This is a genomic window from Pseudoalteromonas sp. BSi20495, from assembly GCF_000241185.1.
Taxonomy (GTDB): Bacteria; Pseudomonadota; Gammaproteobacteria; order Enterobacterales; family Alteromonadaceae; genus Pseudoalteromonas; species Pseudoalteromonas fuliginea.
In genome coordinates, this window is sequence record NZ_BADY01000015.1 from 52,092 (window position 1) to 68,592 (window position 16,501).

Genomic DNA, 16,501 nt, shown 5'->3' on the forward strand with positions numbered 1-16,501 from the left:
TTAGTTTAGGTTGGCGATGCATTTTTTAGTTCAAACAAAACCTTATCCAGATGAAGCGCTTGAAAGCTATTTACTCAGGCTTGCAAGTGATAACTCATACGATGGCTATAGTGAGCTTGCTGATATTTTATGGCAATGGCTTGCAGAGCAAGATCATGAGCTTGAAGGTGCGTTGCCGTTAGAGCTGAGTAAAGTTGATGTTTATCATGCTAGGCAAGCGAGCAGCTTTAGAATAAGAGCGCTTAAATTAGTAGCCCAATTAGCAGATGTAAACGCAGGTTATATTCTTGCGCTTGCATGGCGGCGCAGTAACTTTAAATTTGGCAACCTAGCAGCAGTAAGCCGTAATGAGCTGACAATTCCCCTCGAGCTACTTCGTACTGATAACATACCTGTTTGCATTGAATGCTTGTCAGAGTCTTCATATATTCCTTTTTATTGGCATTTAAAGCCCTATAAAGCGTGCCATAAGCATAAAACACAATTAACTATGCATTGTAAGGAATGCCATGACTCAATTGATTATAGAGCTTCTGAGGCGTTTTTAGAGTGTAGTTGTGGTTATAAACTAACCAGGAGTGAACAGTTAAACGATGCAGACTTTAAAATTGCATTTGCGCTTGCAAGTAGTAACAGCCCAAAAATAATGGGGCTGTTATCGTGGTTTGCGAAGGTTAAACAAATTGATGTAAGCGATTTAGACTTTAACTGCGCTTTTGTTGATTACTTTAGTACTTGGCCTGATGGCTTTAACGCTGAATTAGATTTACTCACAAACAATGCGCGTCTCAAGCAACTTAATCCTTTTAATAAAACTAAATTCAACTCTGTGTATGGAAATGTGATCTGTGATGCTCAAATAGCGGCAACAAGTAACCGTAAAAACAAAGTACTTGATGAGATTATAAATTACTTTGTCGAATTAGTTGATAGTAACCCTAAAGCTAAACATCCAAATATTGCTGACTTAGTGCTATGCACTTTTGATGCCGCAGTATTGTTAAACACCACCACAGAGCAAGTTTATAGGCTTCATCAAGAAGGCTTTTTAACCTGTGCTTATCCACAAAAAAAGCACGAACAGCTCAGAGCTGATAGCCATGTTTTTTATTTGCGCCAAGTAATTGAACTACAGCAAGCATTTGCAGCTGAAAAGCCTCAAACAAAAAACCAATTTATAGCGCCGTGGTAACTTATGAACTTACAAAATGCATTTGCAATTGAATCATTAAAAGAAAAAACCACAACACTTAGAAAGTTGTTTGCTCCATACATGCCTCATGTTGCGGTAGATGGTTTTGAAGAACAAGCACTTGTTGTGCTCATTAACCTAGTTTATAAGCGCAGTGAAATTGATGATCTAACAAGTACAAGAACCGCTAAAAGTGTATTACGCGATGAAGTGTTACTGACTAAGTGCATTAACGAAGCTAAATGGTTCCATACTCATAATTTAAAATACCCCGATATACGAGTAAGCCATCAACGTTTAATTAGTGAAGTTGTAAGTGAAGATATTGCGGGTATTTGTAGCCGGTCATTACCTTTAAGTTTTGGCTGGTCGCACAATAGTGCTGAAATTAATCATGCAAAGCTATTTTTAACCTCGTTTAATTGGCAGGGCGAAGTGACTTGTTTAGCAAAGTTACTAATAACTGAAGAGCTTGTTTGGATCAATTTAATAAGAGGGTACGGGTTTACTAAAAAGGCGGTTTTAGACATCGCGGGTAAAATAAAGCAGCTTTTGCCAGTGGCAGAGCTCCCATTAGAAGTAAGCTCTTTTTCACCACAATTACAAATGCCATTTCAGCAAAGCTACCTTGCGGTTACGCCTGTAGTAAGCCACGCAATGCTAGCTAAAATTCAGCAATTAACAACAGATCGTAAGTTAAATTTTGCTTTAGTTGAGCACTCAAGGCCTGCCAATGTTGGCGATTTAGCAAGCTCAGTAGGTGGTAATATTAGAGTGCTTCGTTACTTTCCTAAAACATATTCTAAGGCTACTAACCGCTCCAAAGTAGCCAATAATGATATTGAGAAAATATTTAAAATTCGTGCGCTATTAAACAGTCAATTTCAACAGGCGCTTTTGGTGTTGGTAGGCATTAAACAGTTTAATACGTTAAGGCAAAAACAATTAGCGCGAGTAGCGGCTATTAGGCAAGTACGAGCTAGCTTGCAGTTGTGGCTGGATAACATTCTGGAAGCTAAAAATAACGCGCAAAACCAAGTTTATCCTGAGTGGGCAAAGCATTACTTAGATCAGAGTGTTACTAACTGTATTAGCCAATTTAGTAACGTACTAAATGAAAGCCTTAGTTCATTAAGTAAACTTAAACGCTTTGCATATCACCCTAATTTAATGGGGATGTTTAAAACGCAGTTAAACTATGTATTTACTCATTGTACGGCAGAACAAGAAACATTAAATGATGAGCAGATAGTGTATGTACATTGCCAAGATATGCGAGTGTTTGATGCTGAGGCAATGGCTAACCCGTATATTCAAGGGATGCCGTCACTTACTGCTTTAAATGGGCTTGCTCATAACTTTGAGCGTAAGCTAAAAAACTTTATAGACCCTTCAATTAAGTGTATTGGCAGTGCTATTTACATTGAAAACTATCAATTATATACAGGTAAACCATTACCTGAGCCAAGTAAGTTAAAACAAGTTGCTGGCCGTAGTCATGTAATAAGTTCAGGTATTATCGATAAACCTAAATGCGATATAACACTCGATTTAATATTTAGGCTTTTTGTACCAAATAAAGAGGTGCTTAATAAGTTAAATAGTCAGCTTATTAAGCCTGCACTACCATCTGTGTTTGCGGGCGGGACTATGCATCCTCCTTCGTTATATCAAAATATAGACTGGTGTCATTTACATACTAAACCAAGTGAGCTGTTTAAAAATATAAAGGTAAAATCGTTAAATGGCAGTTGGTTGTACCCTTCAAAAAAAGTAGTCAAAAGTTTTGAACAATTGATTGATGCCCTTAACGGTAACTTTGATTTAAGACCCGCTGCAATTGGCTTTGCTGCGCTTGAAAAACCCGTTAAGCGAGAGGCAGCATTACATGAATCCCATTGTTATGCTGAGCCCGTAATTGGGTTGTTAGAGTGTGTTAGTAATACATCAGTTAAGTACGCAGGGGCTAAGCAGTTCTTTCATGACGCATTTTGGGTTATGGATGTTCAAAAAGAGTCTATGCTTATGAAAAAGTCTAAGTTTGAGTATGAATAATGCAATTACCTCGGCACTTAAGTTACACGCGCTCACTCTCACCCAGTAAAGCGGTTTTTTTTTATAAAACACCGGAGTCTGATTTTGAACCGCTACAAATAGAGCAAAATAAATTAGTTGGGCAAAAGTCAGGGTTTGGCGATGCGTATCAAAAGCAAGATGTGGCTAAAAATTTAGCGCCACAAGATCTAGCGTTTGGAAACCCCCAAACTATTGATGTGTGCTATGTGCCTCCAACTGTAAATGAGCTATTTTGTCGTTTTTCACTCAGGGTTGAAGCTAATAGTAATGAGCCACATGTATGTGATGACCCTAAAGTTATTTATTGGTTAAGACGGTTTTTCGAAACCTATAAAAAGAACAATGGCCTTAATGAAGTTGCAACGCGCTATGCTAAAAATATACTGATGGGCAACTGGCTTTGGCGCAATCGTCAATCACCGAATGTTGATATTGAAATCCTCACAGAAAATTCAGATCCAATTATTGTTGAAAGTGCACAAAAATTAAAGTGGCAGGGCAATTGGCAAAATAATCAAACGGCTTTATTAACGTTGTCAGAAGCTATTCAAGAAGGGCTTAGTAACCCTCAAAATTATTGTTATTTAGATATAACCGCCAAAATTAAAAATGCATTTAGCCAAGAAGTTCACCCAAGTCAAAAGTTTGTAGATAATGTTGAACAAGGCATGTCATCTAAACAACTTGCATATACTCAAGTAGGCGATAAAAAAGCAGCAAGTTTGAATTCACAAAAAGTAGGCGCTGCTATTCAAACTATCGATGATTGGTATGAGGGAGGCTACAAACCTTTACGCACTCATGAATATGGCGCAGATAAGCAAATATTAGTTGCACACAGAACACCTAAGACCCATTCAGACTTTTATTCATTACTCCCGCGTATTGCTTTGCATATTAAGTACATGGAAAAGCATGGTTTAGAGCAGAGTGAGGAATCAGACGCAGTTCACTTTATTGCGGCAGTGCTGATCAAAGGTGGCTTGTTCCAAAGGAGTAAAGCTTGAAGCGCTATTATTTTACCATTACTTATTTACCCAAAAATTGTGATGTAAGCCTTCTTGCTGGGCGTTGTATCGGTATTTTGCATGGGTTTATGAGCTCACGTGAAATAAGTAATATTGGTGTGTGCTTTCCTAAATGGAATGAGCAAACGATAGGCAATCAAATAGCGTTTGTATCAACAGATAAAAAGCAATTAATCAATCTATCTCAGCAAAGTTATTTTGAGATGATGGCTCATGATAAGTTATTTGGCTTATCAAAAATACTCGAAGTGCCAGTAAATCAAAGCGAAGTCATGTTTGTTCGCAACCAATCAGTAGCCAAAGCATTTGTTGGCGAAAAGCAAAGGCGATTAAAACGCGCTAAAAAAAGAGCTGAAGCCAGAGGTGAGGTTTATAATCCTGAATATAAATTTGAGGCAAAAGACATAGGCCACTTTCATTCAATACCCGTATCAAGCAAAGGAAACGGGGAAAATTTTATACTTCACATACAAAAAATTGAAAATACTAATGCGGTAAGAAATCAATTTAATAATTATGGCTTTGCTACAAATCAAACATTTCAAGGTACGGTTCCTTCTTTAAATACCCTTTTTTAATAGTTTTAAAACACTCTTTAAATTTTCAATGAGTTATCTGATTGATTAAAAATAAGGGGAAATCATTTAAATTCATTTAACAGTTTAGTATTTATAGGAATTTAAACTATTTTTTATAGTGAACTGCCGAGTAGGCAGCTGGAGATTAACAGATGACGTGGCATTCTTTGAAAAATTCGTGAACTGCCGAGTAGGCAGCTGGAGATAGTTGGTAATTATAGAACAGCATGGATCATGAGTGAACTGCCGAGTAGGCAGCTGAAATTAGGCCAGGAAGTAAACAACCACAACTTGTGACTTTTAACTGCCGAAAAGGCAGAGGCTAAATAGAGAGACCCCAGCAAATGTTGGGGTTTATTTAAGCGTTATAACCGTATTTAAGGCTATTTATAACGTTCCTAATTAACCTTCTACCAGCAATTGTATTTACAAATGTTAAAGGTGTTTTAGAGCTAAATTGTAAGGAGTACGTATTTAGCCATTTATTCCATCGTTCAATATTTTCAAAGTAATCAATACAAGCTGATGCTAGATGAGCTAACTCAAAGGTATTTTCACTCAAAGTTGCATTTAAACGTGTGTACTCTTTTTTATGACGTTCCAAAGTTCTAATATTTGTACCAATTGCTTTAGCAAAGGATTGAATATCCCAACCTAACTGAAGCCTAAACTTCTCAACACTCTTTATATCTAAACCACGTTGAATTAATTCAATTTCATCTAAAGGGTTTGAGCTTAAATTAACTTTTCCATTGCTGAGTATATCTACAAATTTATGATTAGTGCTAGGTTGCATATCACTAGGCATACATACCTCAAAGCCAGGAAAGTTATATTTAATAATAGCACTTCTACTATTAAGCTGATAGTCGGGTTAGAGCGATAACCGGTCATTGAGATTTGCTAAATATAGTAGTTAATTGATTGGTCAAACTGCTTTTTGCGCATATATTCATGAAAATGAGCTGCACGCGCATATTGATCTATTTAACTTAACTCAAATATTTTAGAAAACTTAGTGATAGTAATACCTTAGGTTATTTGTTAAAACTATATAAAGTAGACAAATGAGCGTTAAGTCGGTAGAAATATGTGCGATAAGCGCACTATTAAATTTTTATATACCTAGGGATAGCCCGAGTTAAATGGATGCATTGAGCAAGCTTCAAGAAAAAAATAAAATCCACTCTAAGCATCAGCGTGATGCTAGCTGGAGCACTGTTTGGGCGCTTTGTCTATTGAGTCCTTTGCTATTTAGCTATGGCTATGAATTTTATTTTTCAGTGATAGAAAACATTAAAATTGAGACTCTTCACCCATCTATAGCCTTATTTGGTTCGCTAGGTTTTGGTTTGCCTTTAGCGGCTATGGGTGACTTAATGCTTTTTAAGCGTGTTAGTAAATTATTCCTATTAACTATCGCAGAATCTTGGTTTATCTGGTTTTGGGTTGTTACTCCGTTATCGTGGCTAGCTTTTTTACCATTGATTCCTGCATTTGTTATATTGCAAGTGCAACTGCCTAAAATAAAAGCAGGTAAGTAAAAGGTATATAACAAGTGTCTAAGGTTACGACAGTCCGCTCATGGCACAAATGCGACTCTCAGATTTAATTAAGTCCTACTGTTCAAACCTCGTTTAAATTATGCGCGATGTAAGAAATATCATTGAGCTCTTTCCATTATGAGTTCAACCAATCATAACTGACTGTAAGAACATGTCTGAGCTTCTTTTAATGCTAGATGGCTTCTATTTCATGAAAATCAATTCCAGTAAGGTTATTCTCTTTTATTAAAGAGTAAAAACTATTTTCTGCATCTGTAGTTATATAACTCAACCCCGTTTCTTTGGTACGAAATAAAGCGGTATTTTCTACTTTTGACTTATCTATTACTAAGCGCTTAAACGGCTTTATCATTTTTATTTCACCACGTTTATTATAATTGTGCTCGGTAAGCTCATGGTTTAGAGCATCTTCAAAACCAACTAGGTTTAGTGCATACCAAGTTTCACCTTGCAAATCACATTTAAGATATTCAACATTGTGTCCTAAATTAGGTTCCATTATTGCTTTAACTTCTTTTGATAAAACATAAGAAGTAGCTCCTAGTCCTGCAATATCTGGTATTTGAAGTCCAGCGTTTACATCATGTTCATCAATGAGCCAGTTAACTCCAAGAGTGCGCCAGTTATCTACCATTGAATGGCCATCAAAAAGTAAAATTTGGCCTTCTGTTAATTGCATCGTTTGCTCGAAACCTGTTTCATTGAGGTAAAGGTATAAATCAGGGTTTATATTAAAACCATATACTTTATTAAAACTTTTCATATTATTAAACCTGAGTTCCACTTAGTTTTGTATGGATTGGGAATTCACCATCTTCAAGGCCATCTGAAATTTGACGTAATGCTTCAATTATCCCTCTGTGTCCTAATCCTTTGTTGATTGACTGGTCAAGAAGAAACTCTACATTCAAATAATATTTTTTCGTATGGATGGTTGCGTGTGCATAAGCGTCAGGCATTGACCCCAAAGGAACGTGTGCTTTATTTAACGGTAAATATACGCCATTAGCTTCATGATCAATGTCAATACCAAATGCCGCTAACCGCATACGAGAACGTGCTGCTCGCATGGCATTCCAAGAGACAATATGATGTGCGGCTGTATTTTTAGGAAGCTTTCCTCTACCAACTTTAGCCATATTTTCAGCTAACTTCTTGGAGTGGCTTTTCATGTGTTGCCATTGAATATGGCGAGAATATTTCAAATCATCTTCTGTAATGATTCCTTTCTGATAGCGGGTAGAGTCAATGACTACATTACGATAATAAATTGCAAAAGCCTGTGATTTAGCTTTTGCTTGGACTGAGTCGCCGGTAACAGCTAGTATGTCTTGCTCTAATTCTTGGACAGTAACTTCTTCATAATCTTGACGCATTGAACATTCCTTTTCAAAAACAATGTGCTTAATTAAATTAACACCAATGTTCATATGATGCCCAAATCAAATAGATTAAACAAGACAATATAAGGTACTCAGTAGGTTGGGCTTCAAGGAAACTTGAAAGTGAACTCTGTTAACAAACATTTTTGAATGTTAGATCTGATTGAAGACTGTTAACTGATTCTGAAAGATTAAGCTAAGATTTATATACATAAATACATATTGTTAATGACCGCTTTTTGGGACTTTGCTAATAGCCGACACCGAGCGAAAAACAGACGGTCGATCTAACTCATTTTTGGACATTTTCGTGTTACGGCTTTAGCTCTAATCCAGTATCGTCAGATAGCTCAATGTATAGAAACACTGTGTTCGAGGTATGATTTGCTTGCAAGGCTGTAGTAGACTCTTTCAGTAGCTAAAAACACGCTTATGGGTATCTGATGTAGAAAAATACCGTTTTTGTGAGCTAACTAACTGATTTACCAGATTGGTCATAATGAACCCCTTGAGATATATAATTTTATCCATATATCCAAGATAGGTGTAATATTGCACTGTATTCTGTTTATAGGGATTGTTATGAAAGATTCGGAACATGTAAATTTTTCAGAAGATTATGAGTTAAATCGTCATCTTGAATTGGTAGGAAAGTCTCAGTCTATTAAGAACCGAGAGTATCTAAGAGAGCATACCGGTCCACGAGCTAAAAGAGAGTTAGATAAAAGAGTCTTAACACATGCTGAGTTTAAGCCATATGTTAAGCAAGACAAACCACACTTAGATGATCCGGTTTAGTTGCCATTTTTGCATAAAGTGTATTCTATGCACCACAACAAAAAGTCCGCCATTGGTTGACTTTTTTTGTGTCTCGTGAAGATAAAATGTATACAAAACAATCATTTACAGACTGTAAATGAGTTTCAGCACTAGCGCAGAATGTGGCAGAAACGAGCTACGATTGAAGGTCCGCTTCTGGCACATAGTAGCCAACTAAACTTAGCAGGATTTTATGGGGTTGACCTCATAAAGCCTATATTTGGTAACTTTATGCCATTATATGCTTCAATATTATGCCAAGTTACACTTCACTTGTGACGTTGTAGCTCAATGAAATCGAATGTGCCTATGCCAACTTATACTTCAAACAACATTGGGTGTTAAACCTCTTATATAATTTAACCTAAAGCACTTTAATAAAAATTTATTTTTTATTTCATTACCCATGCCATCACACACTTTAAAATAAACTCAGCAAGTTCTACTTAAATAACATACTGTAAAAGCAATTAAGCGTAGCAAGTTAGCATTCAATACAATCAGTGTCTTTGTATAGTAATTAATGGTCGATTTAGAGCGATTACCCCGGTCATTCAAGAGAGTTGTGAACTAAGCCGCTACGCGGAGATCCTACTCTGACACACCGAGCAGGTAGCGCCTCAGCCCAACAAGCGATTATGCAACACAAACTGTGTGTTGCATAAATACTAAAGTGTTATGTGTCCGGCAGCGATTAATGACGCCGAATAGTGAATCTACTAATGTTGTTGTCCAACTTGATAATTACCGGCCTCAAAGCCAAAAGATTTTGCCAAACGATTCCAAGAATTAATTTGTACGATTGATAAGGTTAAATTTGAAATATCATCTTGGCTGAAATATTTTTTCAAGTTAGTAAACGATTGTTGCCTTTGGTCTGTAGAGTCATTGAGCTTTGTGACAGACTCAGTCCATTCCAGTAATGCTTGCTCTGATTCGTTATAAAAGCTCGTTTCTTTCCATGCCGACGATGAGTAAATACGTAATTCACTTTCACCCGCAGCAATAGCTTCTTTAAAGTGCATTTCAATGCAGTAAGCGCACTGGTTTATCACTGAGACCCTGTATCTCAACACCTCCATAAAAGACTCATCAATAATGTTTAAGCTCTTGATGTATTTCTCTGTTTGCATTATGCAGTTCATTAAATTCTCGGGTATATTTTCAAAAGGTACTCTCGGCATATTTTTTCTCGCTTGTGTAAATGAGTGACGCGATACATTGTATGCCTATCAAATAATGATTAGAATATATGCTATAAGCCAAACAATCGTGCATAAAACGCAAAGGTTATTATGTTAAAGTCTGTTCGTATATTTTTAAAGGTCGTTGAGTTGGGTAGCTTTTCTAAAGCTGCCAAAGTATTAAATATGGCTCCGTCATCAGTTACTCGTGCCATTGATAATCTTGAATATGAGCTGAAATCCGAGCTATTTAAACGTAGCACGCGCCAATTATTACTGACAGATAAGGGCTATATATTTTTAGAGGGAGCCTCTAATCTGGTCTCTAATTGTGATTCTATACTTATGTCTATGACTGACAGTCATAAAGAGCCTGAAGGAAATTTGAGGGTTTCAGTGTTTGAGAGTTTTGGTCGGTTAAGTGTTTGTCCCATAATCCCTGAATTCTTGAAAAAATACCCAAAGATAGCAATTGAAATTGAGCTAGAGAATAAGGTGGTTGATCTAGCAGGGGAAAATATTGATTTGGCAATTCGTATAGGAACACCGAAAGATTCGAGTTTAAAATTTTGTAACATTATCCCAAATCATACCTTTGTTTGTGCGTCACCAGATTACTTGTCAAAAAATGACAATATTGAAAAACCTGAAGATTTGTCATTACATAATTGCTTATTACTCAATCAAGAGAGGCAAAGAACTTACTGGCATTTTAAAAAAAATCGTCGTAATACTAAGGTCTTAGTTAGTGGTAATCTTAAATCAAAAGGCGGCACACCATTATTGGAGGCAGCCTTGTGTGGTCTTGGTGTCGTTCAGCTTTCAAACTGGATAGTATCTGACTATGTGAGAAGTGGGCAGCTTGTTGTTTGCTTACGAGATTGGGAGCCGCTTCTTAATGAGCAGTCTAGTGGTAGCGTTTATGCTGTATATAAACAAGGTATATATAAAAATCCAATTATAAGGCTATTTCTTGACTATCTAGTTGAAAAAACACATAACAAGTTACTGCATCGGACGTGGTAGAGTTACTCTTTTGAGGAACGTATACCACTATTTTTAATTGAATTTTTTTCAACCTTCAATCCCTCTGTTCGCTGTGATCTAATAGATATTATTCACCCATGGTAAACTGTTATGGCACTTTTTTTTGGTGATAAGTCAAGCCTGACTTATCCTGTCAAAACAAATTCATTCCTATCAATTTCGCTGAGCAAATTCTGCCAGGTACCTTTGAATATGCCCTTTGTTATATCGTCGAAAATAAACTCGATTTATCGGGATTTGACACGTGGTATAACAACGACAAAACGGGCCTGCCGCGTATCCGCCTTCGGTAATGCTAAAGATTATTTTACTGGGCTATGCACATGGCTTTATCAGTAGTCGCTGAATTGCCAAAGCGTGTGAGACGAACATTTTATTTATAAATGTGTCGGGGGAATTAACCCTGTACAAAAAGAAACAGACTCTGAACCTAAAAATAAATTTAGTGGCATATTTTTGTTAGTTTGTTAAATTAAAGTAAAAATAGACAACCCCATAGGTCGACGATAGCTGTTTATTAAAGAATGGCAAACGACTTGGCTGTATTGGAGCGGCTTTCCTTTAGGTAAAAAGTGCAATATTACAGTAAATAAAGGGATGAATAAATTGACCTTACGGGGTCAAATGAAAGTGAATGCCTTTAGTTTACGCTGCGGCAATTGTATTGCCTTGTTCATAAATAGAAAAGCTGCAAAAAGCGATGTATTAAGAAGTGCAAGCCTTTTCACCTTAAATAAAAGCCACTCAAACACCCGTAATCTCTTCCAAAACACCAATTGAAACAATACCAAACCAGCTTTTATATTCTATGAAAAACACAGTAATCGATTGAACCAAAATAGGAACTCAGCTATGGTCTATTTATCAATAAAAATAAATTTAAAAACGAGTTAATTTACAGGCTCGTTATAAGCTCCGTTACTGGCTGTAATTATTTTATGTAACTGTTAGTATACATTCGATTATTTTTTAACTCATACAAGGATGAAGTAAAGTGTCACAAGGTAACTGTGCAACACCCAAAAAAAACATGATATAGGAACAGCTAACTATATTTTCAACAAAGTTGGTAAGGGAGGAACTAACAGTAATACAGACTTAAGGAGTGTCATTTCATTATTAGAAAATAGAAAAAAAGATCCGTACTACCGAGAAAAACTTCTTCGATTAAAAATTCCAAACTCCTGCTCCCCAAATATTATTCAGGAGTTAACACAGTGTATTTCAGACTTTCAAGCCAGTATACAGGGAAGAAATAAGGCTGATGGAGTAGTTAGTCCAAGTGGCTCTACTATTTTATACCTTGGTGGTGTAAGACTTACAGGGAAACATATTATCGTTGATTTGGATGATCAAAATCTTTACGCTTACGATGGAAAAAAGAAAATACATGAATTTCATTGCGCCTCTGGCGATAAAAAACACCCTACGGCAATAAAGCCTTCTTTACACCATATATTCAGAAAGCATCAAAAATACAGAAGCCGTGCATATAATGCACAAATGGATTATGCGATGTTTTTTACAAATGATGGTAAAGCTACCCATCAATCAAATGCTGTAAGTGTTACATCCTTTTTAAAAGTCGTTGGTATTGAATCATTAGGATCTCATGGTTGTGTTCGCCTAAGTGAAGATGATGCAAAAAAATTATTTAGTTGGTCACCTATGAATACTCCGGTATTTGTTGATATGGCTTAGGAGTTATAATCTATGAAAGCACTAATTTATCTAACTCTAGGAGTTCTCTTTGGCGGAACTGTTGGATATTTATATGCAACTAGCATATCTGACGATCGCAATGAAGATATAATAAAAAGAGAAATAATCTTGCTTAATAAGTATTCTAATATTCCCTCTTGTGAAGACTTAAGAGAAAATAAAGATAGTATTACTCAGAAATCTGAAGACAGTAATCACATACTTTGGTCTTATTTAAGCGAGGATAATTTGCTTAAAAAGGTTGTAATTTCACCAGACTTTGTTGTTGCATACGAAGAGGTTGAAAAAATATGCAAATAAAATGGTTTCGCTTATAATCGGGTAGCCGGAGGTCTCTAACCTTTAGCCCCCACACCACCTATCATGCGGTTCCGCAATGGGCGGTTCATCTCCCGTAATGAATACCGATCCAAATATCTCTCAATGACACTAAACCTTGTGATGCTAAATAGTCATTGCCTAGCGCAATGTTAATTCCTTTTGTTTTTGAGCTTCGACAAGGCCCTTTACTGGTGTTACCACAGGCTATGGCGAGTCGTTCGCTAACACCCAGTTTTATTAAACTGCGTACTTTCGTGCGTGGTTTACGCCATTGCCGCCAGTAGCACATTCTTATCCTACGGCGGATCCAATGATCTAAATCCACCTTTAGCTGATAAGCGTTGGCTATTAGGTAATAGTGTCCCCAGCCACGTGAATACTCAGTGAGTTTATAAATCTGTAGGGTCATTGAGATCCCCAGTTGCGGTTAGTGAGTTCTCTTACATTTGCTTTAAATTTCTTTAGCGCCTGTTCGTGGAACTGTGGAAGATTAGGATGGCACCCATCCTAATTATTACGAAAAAAGCCAACAAAAACAGCATGAAGAGTGCATTATTATAAATAATGAATCACGCAAAAAGCTGAACTATGTTAATAAGGTGAAAGTAAAAATAGAGAGCCCAATCGGACGGCGACAGCTGTTTATTAAAGAATGGCAAACGATTCGGCTGTATTGAACCTGCTTTCCTTTAAATAAAAAGCGGAATATTACAGTGAATAAAGGCATGAATAAATTGACATTACGGGGTCAAACGAAAGTGAACGCCCAATGGCAACTGTATTGCCTTGTCAATAATATAGAAAAGCTGCAAAACACGATGCATTAAGAAGGGTAAGCCCTTTTACCCTAAATATAAGCCACTCAAACACCCGCAATTTCTTCCAAAACGCCAATTAAAACAATATCAAACACTTCTATATTCTGCGTAAAAATACAGTAATCAATTGAACCAAAATAGGAACTCAGCTATGGTTTGTTTATCAATAAAAACAAATAAAAAACGAGTTAATCTACAGACTCGTTATGTTTTATTCAGGTTCGAGTATGCTGTACGAAATATCGTTATTAAAAAGAAGTAAACAAATTTCATTATTAGGTGCATTTCTGGGGTTACTCGGAAGCTTCATAATGGTTATGGATTATTTAACACCTTTTAAATTTGTAATTGATCAATTCTCGCCTTGGAGCGACTTGCATATAGCCCAATCCATAATGGATAAAAGATCTATTATCAAATCGGGTGAAGCTGGTTTTAGCGAGTTAAAAGATCTCATATCAGAGAGTTCTGGCTTATCAACATATAGCTTATCATCTGTTATAAAAGCAAAGGGAATGTCAATTTCAATTGGAAGAAACCAGGCAAGTGTTCCATTTTATACTTACCATGCTATATATAGCGATGGAACCTCTGTTGGTTTAGGTACTGAGGGAATAATTAGAAACTGGATTAAAACGAATAGAGATCGCTCTTTCATTTTCTGGGGTGTATTATTTCTTAGTATTGGTTTTATTATGACAGCTTGGTCGCATTTTATTAAAGATAAAAAAGTACTCAGGTATTAAAACATAACAAGTCCATCAACTTCATTCGCTACTCTCATTGGGACGCCTACTCGCGGGCTGTGCTCGTTCCTCGCAAATTATAGCCGGCAATTAGTCGCCCGTTATGGGTGCGTTGAGGCTGTAGAATTACTCATTTTTAAGAAAAACAGCCTGTTTTATGGGTTCCAAATGCATTACCTAATGCTTAAAAACGCTTAGCGTTGATTTTAGACGCTCGTTTTTAAATTAATTTGGTTGTTGGAGTTATTCTACAGTCTCGTTATGTTCGAAAAGGAATATTATGTTTAGAATTTTAAAGTTAGTAATTATAGTTTTTTATTTCGCTAGTTTTTACTCGTTCGCTGAAAATACTGACGACAAAGCGCAATTAGAAAAAATGGTAGTAAAATATGAGTCGGCGGTTGGGTTAAGCAAAGAATGCATATCTTCAAAAATGAAAAATATTTCGAGTTGCAAAGCGTTTCAAAAGATTTATCTCTTTGAGTTAAAGGACAGCTTCGCAGCGTTTACGACTAATTTAGGTTCGTACATAGAATTAGATGTAGACATCACCTTGCGTGGCGTGGCAGCTATAACCTCAGCAAGTGAAGCGGCGCTTGATATATACGCACATAACAAAAACATTAAGACGAACAATTCACAAGAGCAGTAAATCGCCGCTTATGTGAGTGTTGAGGCTGTAGAATTACTCTTTTTAAGAAAAAAGCCTGTTTTATGGTTTCTAGATGATTACCTAATGCTTTAAAAGCGCTTAGCGTTAATTACAGGAACTCGATTTTTAATTGGATTTTGCTGTTGGAGTTATTCTACAGCCTCGTTATATACCCTCAGAGGTTCCAGACATGAAGAATACTGCTGAACTTTCTGAATGCCGTAAGTACAGATATGCACTATGGAGAACATGGGATACAACAAAACCAATAGTTATGTTTATTGGTTTAAATCCATCGACGGCAGATGAAAATAATGATGATCCAACACTAATTCGTTGTATAAATTTTGCTAAATTTTGGGGTTACGGTGGTGTATGCATGTCTAATTTATTTGCATATAGAGCAACCGAACCACGAGATATGAAATCAGCTAAAGATCCTATTGGTTCAAATAATGACGCTTGGCTTACAAAATTATCCAATGATGCACAATTAGTTATTGGTGCATGGGGTAATGACGGTTCTTTTTTAAAGCGTTCTAAACAAATTTTGGAACTAATGCCTAACTTAAATTATTTAAAATTAAATAAATCAGGGGAGCCTGCTCATCCTTTGTATTTATCAGCTAAGTTAAAGCCTATACCAATGGGCATATAACAAGCAATTAACATTGCCAACATCCTCTCATAGTGCATAGCGCAGTCCGTACCAGTCGATTGTGCTTTAAGGAATCTAACTTTATAAAGCTTTGTTTGTAACTTTATGCCGGTATATACTTCACTTGATTAGCTGTAGCCCAATGAATCCGAATAAGCTAACATAAAGTTACAGTTTACCCAAATTTCAATCGTTAATTTTAGCGTACAAAATAAAATGACATATTGCGCATTAAAAATCGTCATAAATTTGTTACCAAAAATAAATCTGCTTACCAATAAAACGACCTTTGGGTCTAATACCAACCTTCCTTTAAGCTTTACCATTAATGGCTATATTTGAAGCTTTATAAAGCGTGCCATAAGCATAATTAATTACACGATGCAGAAAATATTTTTAATTAGCCACAAAGCTTTAGAGGTATTTTTATAATGCGTTTAGCTAAGTTTATTTAAATAGATTATGTATGTATTGATGTTATTAGAGTCGATAATTCAATCTTGGTTACAATTTACCCTCTTGAAAATTAGTTATTTGCCCTAAGCTCTATTTGGTAAATGGTTTATAACATTTCTTAAGGAGAACATTATGAGTAATAACACAGTAAAACCCGCATCAAAACTCTCTGAGCTGATTGTAAGTAATACAGAGCGAGAACAGGTTGATATTACGCAGCGTATAACAGATGCTCCATGGAAAATGATAGTTGTTTA

Annotated in this window: 18 protein-coding genes and 1 pseudogene; 14 read left to right on the top strand and 5 right to left on the bottom strand. The window is 36.2% G+C overall.

Annotation, left to right across the window (positions count from 1 at the left end):
- The first annotated feature begins 16 nt into the window (after nt 1–16).
- From P20495_RS17900 to cas6f, 4 genes are read left to right on the top strand one after another with little or no spacing between them, the layout of a single operon-like run.
- Entirely contained in the window at nt 17–1,192 is a 1,176-nt protein-coding gene (locus P20495_RS17900; protein ID WP_008133917.1) for a TniQ family protein, read from the top strand.
- A gap of 3 nt (nt 1,193–1,195) precedes the next feature.
- On the top strand, nt 1,196–3,247 hold the full coding sequence (locus P20495_RS17895) for a type I-F CRISPR-associated protein Csy2 (protein ID WP_008133919.1): 2,052 nt from the start codon (nt 1,196–1,198) through the stop codon (nt 3,245–3,247).
- The gene (csy3, locus tag P20495_RS17890; RefSeq protein WP_008133921.1) at nt 3,247–4,275 is read left to right on the top strand and encodes a type I-F CRISPR-associated protein Csy3; all 1,029 of its coding nucleotides are present in this window, start codon (nt 3,247–3,249) and stop codon (nt 4,273–4,275) included. The genes P20495_RS17895 and csy3 overlap by 1 nt, the downstream gene beginning before the upstream one ends.
- Entirely contained in the window at nt 4,272–4,874 is a 603-nt protein-coding gene (gene cas6f / locus P20495_RS17885; protein WP_008133922.1) for a type I-F CRISPR-associated endoribonuclease Cas6/Csy4, read from the top strand. The genes csy3 and cas6f overlap by 4 nt, the downstream gene beginning before the upstream one ends.
- 358 nt (nt 4,875–5,232) lie before the next feature.
- On the opposite strand, the gene P20495_RS17880 is transcribed toward cas6f, so the two are convergent.
- Nucleotides 5,233–5,682: an antitoxin Xre/MbcA/ParS toxin-binding domain-containing protein gene (locus P20495_RS17880; protein ID WP_008133923.1), complete on the bottom strand. Its 450-nt coding sequence runs from the start codon at nt 5,680–5,682 to the stop codon at nt 5,233–5,235.
- A 337-nt stretch (nt 5,683–6,019) separates the two neighbouring features.
- Between P20495_RS17880 and P20495_RS17875 the strand changes: the two genes are divergently transcribed.
- Nucleotides 6,020–6,418 carry a hypothetical protein gene (locus P20495_RS17875; RefSeq protein WP_008133924.1) on the top strand — a complete coding sequence of 133 codons (399 nt, stop codon included), beginning with the start codon at nt 6,020–6,022 and terminating at the stop codon, nt 6,416–6,418.
- Between the two features lie 193 nt (nt 6,419–6,611).
- Here the strand turns inward: P20495_RS17875 and P20495_RS17870 are convergent, their stop codons facing one another.
- Nucleotides 6,612–7,202, bottom strand: coding sequence for an imm11 family protein (locus P20495_RS17870; RefSeq protein ID WP_008133925.1), 591 nt, complete (start codon nt 7,200–7,202; stop codon nt 6,612–6,614).
- A 4-nt stretch (nt 7,203–7,206) separates the two neighbouring features.
- Nucleotides 7,207–7,869 carry an AHH domain-containing protein gene (locus P20495_RS17865; RefSeq protein ID WP_242401452.1) on the bottom strand — a complete coding sequence of 221 codons (663 nt, stop codon included), beginning with the start codon at nt 7,867–7,869 and terminating at the stop codon, nt 7,207–7,209.
- A gap of 534 nt (nt 7,870–8,403) precedes the next feature.
- Between P20495_RS17865 and P20495_RS20045 the strand changes: the two genes are divergently transcribed.
- Nucleotides 8,404–8,619 (top strand): hypothetical protein, encoded by a 216-nt coding sequence (locus P20495_RS20045; RefSeq protein ID WP_050548453.1) that lies wholly within the window; start codon nt 8,404–8,406, stop codon nt 8,617–8,619.
- A gap of 740 nt (nt 8,620–9,359) precedes the next feature.
- On the opposite strand, the gene P20495_RS20050 is transcribed toward P20495_RS20045, so the two are convergent.
- Nucleotides 9,360–9,773: a carboxymuconolactone decarboxylase family protein gene (locus tag P20495_RS20050; protein WP_158308532.1), complete on the bottom strand. Its 414-nt coding sequence runs from the start codon at nt 9,771–9,773 to the stop codon at nt 9,360–9,362.
- A 162-nt stretch (nt 9,774–9,935) separates the two neighbouring features.
- On the opposite strand from P20495_RS20050, the gene P20495_RS17860 reads away from it, so the two are divergent.
- From P20495_RS17860 to P20495_RS20055, 4 genes are all read left to right on the top strand, one after another.
- A complete protein-coding gene (locus P20495_RS17860) occupies nt 9,936–10,850 on the top strand; it encodes a LysR family transcriptional regulator (protein ID WP_008133931.1) in 915 nt (304 codons plus the stop codon).
- A gap of 313 nt (nt 10,851–11,163) precedes the next feature.
- A complete protein-coding gene (locus P20495_RS22365; protein ID WP_242401453.1) occupies nt 11,164–11,217 on the top strand; it encodes a hypothetical protein in 54 nt (17 codons plus the stop codon).
- A 989-nt stretch (nt 11,218–12,206) separates the two neighbouring features.
- Complete coding sequence (locus P20495_RS22095) at nt 12,207–12,572, top strand: L,D-transpeptidase (protein WP_277910880.1); 366 nt, start codon at nt 12,207–12,209, stop codon at nt 12,570–12,572.
- A 12-nt stretch (nt 12,573–12,584) separates the two neighbouring features.
- On the top strand, nt 12,585–12,893 hold the full coding sequence (locus tag P20495_RS20055; protein ID WP_033014984.1) for a hypothetical protein: 309 nt from the start codon (nt 12,585–12,587) through the stop codon (nt 12,891–12,893).
- A gap of 85 nt (nt 12,894–12,978) precedes the next feature.
- On the opposite strand, the pseudogene P20495_RS17850 reads toward P20495_RS20055, so the two are convergent.
- Nucleotides 12,979–13,397: pseudogene (locus P20495_RS17850) on the bottom strand (group II intron maturase-specific domain-containing protein); the annotation flags it as partial.
- A 242-nt stretch (nt 13,398–13,639) separates the two neighbouring features.
- On the opposite strand from P20495_RS17850, the gene P20495_RS22370 reads away from it, so the two are divergent.
- The 4 genes from P20495_RS22370 (at nt 13,640) to P20495_RS17835 (ending at nt 15,788) form a co-directional block, all read left to right on the top strand.
- Nucleotides 13,640–13,741: a transposase gene (locus P20495_RS22370; RefSeq protein WP_242401454.1), complete on the top strand. Its 102-nt coding sequence runs from the start codon at nt 13,640–13,642 to the stop codon at nt 13,739–13,741.
- Nucleotides 13,742–13,959: 218 nt separating this feature from the next.
- Entirely contained in the window at nt 13,960–14,478 is a 519-nt protein-coding gene (locus P20495_RS17845) for a hypothetical protein (protein ID WP_008133938.1), read from the top strand.
- Nucleotides 14,479–14,758: 280 nt separating this feature from the next.
- A complete protein-coding gene (locus P20495_RS17840) occupies nt 14,759–15,130 on the top strand; it encodes a hypothetical protein (protein WP_008133940.1) in 372 nt (123 codons plus the stop codon).
- 190 nt (nt 15,131–15,320) lie between these two features.
- Complete coding sequence (locus P20495_RS17835; protein WP_008133942.1) at nt 15,321–15,788, top strand: DUF1643 domain-containing protein; 468 nt, start codon at nt 15,321–15,323, stop codon at nt 15,786–15,788.
- Nucleotides 15,789–16,501: the final 713 nt, after the last annotated feature.